The following is an 8798-nucleotide window of genomic DNA, read 5'->3' as shown; positions in this document are numbered from 1 at the left end:
CCCGGCCGCCGGCGTGCTGGGGCTGCGGCGGGCCCTGGTGCAGGGGCCGGCGAGCCGGCTGGTCGGCCTGCGGCAGCGGCTGGCCGGCCTGCGCGGCGTGGGCGTCCGGGTAGCCGAACGAGCCGGTGTCCCGGCCGCCGTCCTCATGCGCCCCTGACGGCCGGGGCTGAACTGCCCCCTGCCCCGCGGCCTGCGGCTGCGGGGCAGCGCCGGGCGGCGGGGGCAGCGGAGCGGCCGGGGCCGTGGGCGGCGGGGGCGGAGCGGTCACCGGGGCGGCCGGGGTGTCGGCGGGGCCCGGCTGCGGCTCGTCGACGGTGATGCCGAAGTCGGTGGCCAGGCCGGCCAGGCCGGTGTCGTACCCCTGGCCGACGGCGCGGAACTTCCAGGCGCCCTGGCGTCGGTAGAGCTCGCCGAGGACGAACGCGGTCTCCACGGAGGCGTCGTCGCTGTCGAACCTGGCGAGTTCGGCGCCGCCGGCCGCGTCCAACACCCTGATGTGCAGCCCCGGCACCTGGCCGAAGGTGCCGCCGTCGGCCGATGCGGCCAGCACGATGGTCTCGATGTCCGACTCGACCTGAGCGAACTGGACCGACAGGCTGTCGGTGACCTCGGCCCCGGTGCGCTTGCCCTCGTGCCGCACCGCGCCGGAGGCGTGTTGGGCCTGGTTGTAGAAGACGAAGTCCGCATCGGAGCGGACCTTGCCACCGGCCAACAGCAGGGCCGACGCGTCCACGTCAGGCACACCCGCCCCGCCGCGCCAGCCCAGCTCGATTCGTACCGCCGGGGCCGGGACGGGCACGTTCATGCCCTTGCGCATCGTCATGTTCCCCCACTTTCCTTTCACTCGCCGGGCACCGGAAGAACTGTTGGCGACCCGTCCAGAACGCGCTCTTTACAGGATCTCAACGTACCTCGGCGACCGATTTTCCCGAATTCGCTCGTATTAGGTGCCACGACCCTACGGAACCCGTGAAACAACACTCTTGCCGGGCTCCCCAACCAGCACATGGTGGGCTTAACTTAAGGGCTATGACCCTCCCCCGCAGCGGCTACGGCGGCGGCTACTACCCCGCGCCGGACTTCGCCGACACCCCCATCTACGACAGCCTTGTCGCCGAGCGGGGCACACCTCAGATCGCACCGATCCGTGTGCCGTCGCCGTATGACCCGGGCGGCCACTTCCCGCCGGCGCTCCCGGCGGCCCTGCCGGCACTGCCGGCCGGCCCCTCCCAGGGGCAGCACACCCCGCCCCCGTACGGCCAGCAGGCCCCGGGACAGCCCGCGCTCCAGCAGGCGCCGGCACCGTACATCCCGCCGCAGTCCGGTGGCCCGCGCGGCTACCCGGGCCCGCAGCAGGCGCAGCAGCAGCGCCCCGCTTCGCCGAACGGGTACGAGGCGATGCGTCCGATCGCCGCCCGCCCCGCGGCGCCGCGGCCGAACCCGACGCCCTACCCGGAGCAGTACGGCCGCCCGCACCCGGGCCAGGGCTACTGAGCCACCCGCCGGCCAGCGGCCGGCCCCCGTTGATCGCACAGCCGCTCCAGTCGACACCGCCCGCGGGCACGCCGCGGGCGCGGTGGGGATACGCCGGGGGCGGCGTCGTAGCAGGTCCAGCGGCCGTCCACCACGGGCCGTAGACGTGCCGTACGCCACGTGGCCCGACCACGCAACGGCCACCGGCCGCCACGGGCGCGATCTGCTGCTGGCAAGATGAGCGCATGTCCGACGCACAGCTCAGCGCGATACACGTCTATCCGGTCAAGTCCGTGGGCGGGCACGCGCTCAGTGAGGCCACGGTCGAACCGTGGGGGCTCGCCGGCGACCGCCGTTGGCTGTTGGTCAAGCCCGACGGCACCTTCTTGACGCAGCGCCAACTGCCCCGACTCGCCCTCGGGGCCGCCCGGCCGCTGCCGGACGGCAGCATCGCCCTCAGCGCCGACGGCCACGAGCCACTGACCGTGTCGCCGCCCGACCCGGAGTCGAGCCGCATCTCCACGGTGCGGGTGTTCAAGGACCCGGTCGAGCTGGTGTGGACCGAGGGTGCGGGCAGCGCCTGGTTCAGCGAGCTGTTGGGGCGCGAGGTGCATCTGGTCCACCTCGATGACCCCGCGCGGCGCCGGCCGATCAGCCCGGAGTACGCGCGCCCGGGCGAAACGGTCAGCCTCGCCGACAGCATGCCGCTGCTGCTGACCACCACCGCCTCGCTGGCGGGTCTGAACGCCCTGATCGCGCAGGGGGAGCACGCGCACGAGGGCCCGCTGCCGATGAACAGGTTCCGGCCCAACGTGGTCGTGGACGGCGGTACGCCCTGGGCCGAGGACGGCTGGCGCAAGCTGCTCATCGGCGACGTCGTCTTCCGTGTCGCCAAGCCGAGTTCCCGGTGCGTGATCACCACCACCGACCAGCGGACGACCGAGCGCGGCAGGGAGCCGCTGTGGACGCTGGCCGCGCACCATCGGATCGGCAACAAGGTGGTGTTCGGACAGAACCTGATCCCCGAGCACACCGGGACCCTCCGGGTGGGCGATCCGGTCAAGATCCTTGAGTAGTGACCAGTTTCGGGCAGCGTCTGAGCAACTCCCGAGCAATATCCATGCAATGCATGCAATAGAGATCACACCGGGGGGCGCGTCGCCCTACTCCCCGTAGTGTCTGTCACGGAAAGCGCCCCCGTAGGGGCTCCACGCCAGCAGCCGTACTGCCACGGTAGACAGCAACGGCCCACCGCAGGTGAGGGCAGTGGACGGCAGCCAGCGACAGTCACGAGAGGGGCCGACAGGTAGATGCCCGTCTCGGATGCGCAGCGCGGCCGGCTGATGCCCGTGCACCACATGCGACCTGGAGACCATGCCTTCGTGAGTTACGGAGACGGCGAGTCCCGTGCGCAGCTCATGGCGGCCTTCGCCTGGCTCGGCGTGGCGCGCGGCGAGAAGGTCGCGGTGCTCGCCGATCCCGACCTGGACGTACGCGAGGTGCGCAGCGCCCTGCACGCCGGCGGCCCGTCCATGGCCCCTGCGCTGGCCAGCGGCCAACTGGAGTGCACCTCCATGCAGGCGCTGATCAGCCCGGACCGCGACTTCACCATTCCGCGCCAGGAGTCCAGGCTGGTCGAGGAGACCGACCGGGCGGTGCGCCAGGGCTACACCGGCTACCGCGTCTTCATCGACATGGCCTGGGTGCGTCGACTGGGTATCGACCCGCGCCTGGTGATGCACCGTGAGACCCACGTCGACCACCTGTTCACCGGCCGTCCCTACAGCGAGGTCTGCGCGTACGACCGGCACTGGTTCGACGCCGACGTGCTGGACCGGATGGCGGTGGCCCACCCCTACCGCCTGCTGGACCGGCTCGGGGTGCTCACCATCGCGGCGACCGACGACACGCTGTGGATGGTCGGCGAGGCGGACCTGACCGGGCGGGCGGAGTTCCGCGCCGGGGTGCGGGCCGCGCTCGCCCGTACCGGGCCGGCCGGGCGGTTGACGGTCGACCTGTCGCGGCTCCAGTTCCTCTCGCTCGGCTGCGCCAGCGATCTGCTCGTGCTCGCCGCGGCCGGCCGGCCGCCGCTGTCGGTCGCCTGTCCGGCGGCGATCGCGCGCACCCTGCGCCGCCTGGGCGCCGACGCCCTGCCCACGCTCACATTGATCGAGGTGAGCCGTCAGTGCTAGCCGATCCCCGCCGCCCCTTCGACGGCGAGTCGGACGGACGACTGCTCGACCGCGACTTCACCGCGCGCGACCTGCCGTTGCTGCGGGTCCTGGTGGAGGAGCGCGCGGCCTGGGCCGGGCTCGCGGAGGCTCGGCGCGGCGACTTCGTGCTGGCCGTGGACGAGATCGCCACCAACGCGATCGAGCACGCCGGCGGCCGGGGGCACCTGCTGCTGCGCCGGATCGGCAACGAACTGGAGTGCACCATCAGCGACCGCGGGCCGGGCTTCAGCGACGCGGTGATCCCCGACGTGCTGCCGGGGCTCGACGGGGCGCCCAGCGGGCGCGGCCTGTGGCTGACCCGGTTGGTCTCCGACCGGCTGGCGGTCAGTGCCGGAACGGTCGGCGCCGTCGTCACGCTGGCGATGCGGCTGCGGTGACACCGGCCGGCGCCGGCCCGTCCCGCGCACCGGTCGCCCCGTGTCGGGCGGGGCCCGTGGGGCGGCTGCGGCCGGTCCCGGCGGGACGGGACCGGGGCATGCCGGGCACCGGACACTGACCGGTCAACTCCCCCACACGGCGCACGCTACGGTGTTCCTCCGGTACACCACACGGCCGTAACCGGTGGACGCACGCACGAGGTGGGGGCACGACAAAGCCATGGCACAGGGCTCGGTCCAGGTGACGCACAGCGGTACGTCGCGGTGGCGGCGGCGCACGGGAGAGTACGCCTCGCTCACGGCGGCCCTGGAGGCCGCGGGGGACGGCGACCTGCTCACCGTGGCCCCTGGCACCTACCGGGAGAACGTGGTGCTGACGCGGGCCGTGACGCTGCGCGGCCCCGAGGGCGCCAGGGGGGCGGTGCGGATCGCCCCGACCGAGGGGGTGGCGCTGACGGTGCGGGCCGCGGCCGTCGTGCGTGACCTGCACATCGAGGGCCAGGACTCGGCCGCGCCGGCGCTGCTGGTCGAGGAGGGCGCGGCGGACCTCGCGGACGTCCGGGTGGCCACCCGCTCGGCCGTTGGCATCGAGGTCCGCGGCACGGCACGGCCCACCGTGCGCCGCTGCACCGTGGACAATCCGGCCGGCATCGGGTTCAGCGTGTTGGACGGGGCGGCCGGGGTCTTCGAGGACTGTGAGGTGGTCGCGGCCGGCCAGTGGGGAGTCTCGGTGCGCGGCGGGGCGCACCCCAGGTTGGAGCGCTGCCGCATCCACCACGCCAGCGGCGCCGGGCTCTCGGTCACCGGCGAGGGCAGCACCCTTGAGGCGGTGGGCTGTGAGGTGTACGAGATCAAGGGCTCGGGCGTCCAGGTCGCCACCCGTGCCGCGGCCCTGCTCACCAACTGTCAGATCCACCGCACCACGGCCGACGGGGTCAACCTGGACACCGACGCGGTGCTCACGCTCGCCGACTGCGACCTGCACGACGTACCGGAGAACGCCATCGACCTGCGGTCGCGTTCGGTGCTCACGCTGACCCGGTCCACGGTGCGCAGGTTCGGCCGCAACGGGCTCTCGGTGTGGGACCCGGGCACCCGGGTGGACGCCAACCAGTGCGAGATCTACGACAGCACCGGCGACTACCCGGCGGTGTGGGTGAGCGACGGGGCGGCTGCGGTGCTCGACTCGTGCCGGGTGCACGACGTGCCGGACGCGCTGTTCGTCCTCGACCGGGGCTCCCGGGTGGACGTGGTGGACAGCGATCTGACGCAGGTGCGCAACACCGCCGTGTCGGTCAGCGACGGGGCCAGCGCCCAACTCGACGACTGCCGGGTGCGGGAGGCGGCCACCGGGGCCTGGTTCCGCGACCACGGCAGCGGCGGCACCCTGGCCGGCTGCACCATCGACTCCGTGGCCACCGGTGTGATCGTCACCAAGGGCGCCGACCCGACCATCGAGCGGTGCACCGTGACCTCCCCCACCGAGGCCGGTTTCTACGTGTCGGCGGAGGGCCGCGGCTCCTTCCACGGCTGTCGGGTCACCGGCAGCGGCGGCTACGGCTTCCACATCATCGACGGCTGCCGCTCGACGCTCACCCGCTGCCGTACCGAGCGCTGTGCCCGCGGCGGTTACGAGTTCGCCGAGCCGGGGCCGGTCAGCGAGGACTGCACCAGCGACGAGAGCGCCACGACGGCCGGTCCCTCGCACCCGGTCGGGCCGGCCGGCGGCTCCTCGGGCGCGGCCGGCCAGCCGGCGGTGCAGACCGTCGGCCTGCTCGGCGGCCTGCCCGGCCAGCGCACCGCCCCGACCACGACGGCAGCGGCGACCGAGCCCGTGCCGGCCAGGGAGTCCACCGCCGTGCTCGGCGAGTTGGACGCCCTGGTGGGGTTGGAGAGCGTCAAGCGCGAGGTGCGGGCGCTGACCGACATGATCGAGGTGGGCCGCCGGCGGCAGCAGGCGGGCCTGAAGGCCGCATCGGTCCGCCGCCATCTGGTCTTCACCGGCTCGCCCGGCACCGGCAAGACCACCGTGGCCAGGCTCTACGGCGAGATCCTGGCCTCGCTCGGGGTGCTAGAGCGCGGCCATCTGGTCGAGGTGTCCCGGGTGGACCTGGTCGGCGAGCACATCGGCTCCACCGCCATCCGGACCCAGGAGGCGTTCGAGCGGGCCCGCGGCGGGGTGCTCTTCATCGACGAGGCGTACGCGCTCTCCCCCGAGGACTCCGGGCGCGACTTCGGCCGGGAGGCCATCGACACGCTGGTGAAGCTGATGGAGGACCACCGGGAGGCGGTGGTGGTGATCGTCGCCGGTTACACCGAGGAGATGGCCCGCTTCCTGTCCGTCAACCCGGGGGTGGCCTCCCGCTTCTCACGGACGATCACCTTCGGCGACTACGCGCCGCAGGAGTTGCTGCGGATCGTGGAGCAGCAGGCCGACGAGCACGAGTACCGGCTCGCCGACGGCACGTCCGAAATGTTGGTCAAGTACTTCACGGCGTTCCCCAGGGGCGCGGCGTTCGGCAACGGGCGCACGGCGCGGCAGACGTTCGAGGCGATGGTCGAGCGGCACGCGGGCCGGGTGGCCCAGCACCCCGACCCGACCACCGACGACCTCACCCTGCTCTACCCGACGGACCTGCCCGAACTGCCCTGACCTGGGCTGGCGGACCGCGCCCGCGCTGACCGGTCCCGCCAGACCGAACCCACGCTGCCGCCCCGGCCGGGCCTGGCTTGCGCCGGTCTGGCCTGCTTCGGCCGGTTCCGCGCGGCCGACGCGTGGGCCGAGCGGCCTGGCACGGCCGGACCGCGCCGCCGGGCTCGCTCAGCACGGTCCGTACGGGCGTTGCCGTGCCGCCCCGGCCTCAGCCCGCCGGCGCCGGATCGACCCGCGGGGCCGCGGCGTCACCAGCGACATCGGCATCCGCATCGACATCGACATCGACATCGGCAAGGACAGCGGCGCCGCCCTCATCACCGCGCGCGGCGTGCTGAGTCGGCCGCTGTGTCGCGCGCTGCCCGGGTACTCCCCCGTCGCCCAGTCTGGCCAGCAGTGCGGCCCGCTCCACGGCGAAGGCGGGGTCGGCCTGGTAGTCGGAGTGGCCGAGGATCGGTGCGGGCAGCGGGTGGTCGGCGGTGCGGCCGTAGACCAGCGGGTCCTTGAGCGCGCCCCGGTCGATGGGCGGCCGGCCGGCGGGCGCCCGCGGGTCGCCGAGGGCCGGCGGTTCGATGGGGCCGCCGATCGGGTCGGTGTACCGCCAGAGGTTGCGCCAGCAGTGCACCTCCTGGTGGAGCGCCGCCAGTTGGGCCGGGCCGAAGTAGGCGGGGAACCAGCGCCCGTACAGCCGCTCCACCGGCGAGCCGTACGTCAGCAGGGCGACGCGGCGGCGGGTGCGCCAGTCCAGTTGCCATACGGCCGCCGCGGCCAGCACGCTGCCCTGCGAGTGGCCGGAGATGACCAGGCGGCCACCGGTGTTCTCGGTCCAGGTCTGCATCCGCCAGGTGAGGTCGGGGACGGCGCGCTCGGCGTAGCAGGGCGGCGCGAACGGGTGGGCGGCGCGCGGCCAGAAGGTGCCCACGTCCCAGAGGATGCCCACGGTGCGGCGGGCGCCCGAGTCGCGGTAGGCGCGCCGGCCGAGCGCCAGCAGCAGCGCGAACACGACGCCCACCAGCCAGGAGCCGAGCCCCTGCGCGGCCTGGGCCACCGCGTCGATGAACGCCGGCGTGCCGTCGGCCGCCCGGCCGGGCACCTCGCCCGTGGCCCAGGCGCCGGCCACCGCGAGACAGCCGAGCAGCAGCGTCAGCAGGGCGGCGGGCCCGATGATCCACGGAATGGAGTCGGTGACACCGGCGCGGGCGATGGTGTTGGCGATCTCCTTGCTGCGTACGGGGTCGGGCTTCTCGCCCGGGTAGCCGTCCGCCGTGGTCGGCTCCAACGCGCGGCGCACCCGCCCGATCCGCCACACGAAGACCAGCAGCAACAGGACCAGGAGCAGCAGGATCGGCGGGATCACCGCGGCCTGCCAGGACAGCACGACGGGCGGGCCCGCGATGGGGCCACCGCCCATGCCGGGCGTCGACCCGCCGTCCAGCCAGTCGGCGAAGCGTTGGGCGACCCCGCCGGTGAGCACGCCGCCGAGCGCGCAGCCGAGCACCGCGACGGCGGGTCCTGCGAGTCCGGCCAGCGGGGTGCGGACCCGGTGGTCGGGCTGGTCGCCGGCTGCCGCGTGCTGCGGGGCGAGGCCGCCGGTGTGGCCGGCGCGGGCGGCCGAGCGGTAGAGGATGCCGGCCACCACGGCCAGCGCGAGGATGAGCGCGACCTGGGTGAGGGCGATGAGGCCGAAGCTCTGGTCGCCGGGCAGCCGGCCCTGCGACTGCCAGTCGGGCCGCGACCAGCCCGCGTACAGGGCGGAGAGCGCCAGCAGAACGAGCGAGAAGCCGGGCAGTTTGCGGACGGCGAGCCGGTCCAGGGTGTGGTCGATCGCGGTCTCGCTGCGCCCGCGGTGGCACACCGCGTACAGCACGGCGAGCCCGCTGACCTGGATCAGTGCGAGCAGCACCCAGCCGATGGCGTCCAGTGCGGCGGGGCCGCCGGGCCCCCGGTCGTACCGCGCGGTGGCGGCGGTGAGGGTGGCGGCGATGGTGAGGAAGCCGGCGGCGGTGTGGATGGCGCGCAGTCGGGCCACCCCCCGGCGGCCGTTCCCGCAGCCCCGCCGCC

General features: G+C 74.1%; 7 protein-coding genes. 5 read left to right on the top strand and 2 right to left on the bottom strand.

Annotated elements, in window-relative coordinates; translation table 11 throughout:
• Positions 1–823 (bottom strand): TerD family protein (locus AAHZ94_RS22590; protein ID WP_349994807.1); only part of this gene is annotated, 823 nt, incomplete at its 3' end.
• Positions 824–1029: 206 nt separating this feature from the next.
• On the opposite strand from AAHZ94_RS22590, the gene AAHZ94_RS22585 reads away from it, so the two are divergent.
• The 5 genes from AAHZ94_RS22585 (at position 1030) to AAHZ94_RS22565 (ending at position 6737) form a co-directional block, all read left to right on the top strand.
• Positions 1030–1494, top strand: a complete 465-nt coding sequence (locus AAHZ94_RS22585) for a DUF6643 family protein (protein ID WP_349994806.1) — start codon at positions 1030–1032, stop codon at positions 1492–1494.
• A gap of 224 nt (positions 1495–1718) precedes the next feature.
• A complete protein-coding gene (locus tag AAHZ94_RS22580) occupies positions 1719–2549 on the top strand; it encodes an MOSC domain-containing protein (protein ID WP_349994805.1) in 831 nt (276 codons plus the stop codon).
• A 306-nt stretch (positions 2550–2855) separates the two neighbouring features.
• A complete protein-coding gene (locus AAHZ94_RS22575) occupies positions 2856–3665 on the top strand; it encodes an MEDS domain-containing protein (RefSeq protein WP_349994804.1) in 810 nt (269 codons plus the stop codon).
• Complete coding sequence (locus AAHZ94_RS22570) at positions 3659–4084, top strand: ATP-binding protein (protein WP_349994803.1); 426 nt, start codon at positions 3659–3661, stop codon at positions 4082–4084. The genes AAHZ94_RS22575 and AAHZ94_RS22570 overlap by 7 nt, the downstream gene beginning before the upstream one ends.
• A gap of 220 nt (positions 4085–4304) precedes the next feature.
• On the top strand, positions 4305–6737 hold the full coding sequence (locus AAHZ94_RS22565; RefSeq protein ID WP_349994802.1) for a right-handed parallel beta-helix repeat-containing protein: 2433 nt from the start codon (positions 4305–4307) through the stop codon (positions 6735–6737).
• A gap of 208 nt (positions 6738–6945) precedes the next feature.
• Here AAHZ94_RS22565 and AAHZ94_RS22560 read toward each other — a convergent pair.
• Positions 6946–8798 (bottom strand): hypothetical protein (locus AAHZ94_RS22560; protein ID WP_349994801.1); only part of this gene is annotated, 1853 nt, incomplete at its 5' end.

Origin of the sequence: Streptomyces sp. HSW2009, from assembly GCF_040240285.1 — a bacterium.
Classification (GTDB): Bacteria; Actinomycetota; Actinomycetes; order Streptomycetales; family Streptomycetaceae; genus Streptomyces.
The sequence above is the reverse complement of the archived record's forward strand: the minus strand, read 5'-3'. Positions and strand labels throughout refer to the sequence as shown.

Coding starts and splice junctions, on each gene's coding strand:
- AAHZ94_RS22585 (WP_349994806.1), top strand. CDS start 1,030: ATGACCCTCCCCCGCAGCGGCTACGGCGGCGGCTACTACCCCGCGCCG.
- AAHZ94_RS22580 (WP_349994805.1), top strand. CDS start 1,719: ATGTCCGACGCACAGCTCAGCGCGATACACGTCTATCCGGTCAAGTCC.
- AAHZ94_RS22565 (WP_349994802.1), top strand. CDS start 4,305: ATGGCACAGGGCTCGGTCCAGGTGACGCACAGCGGTACGTCGCGGTGG.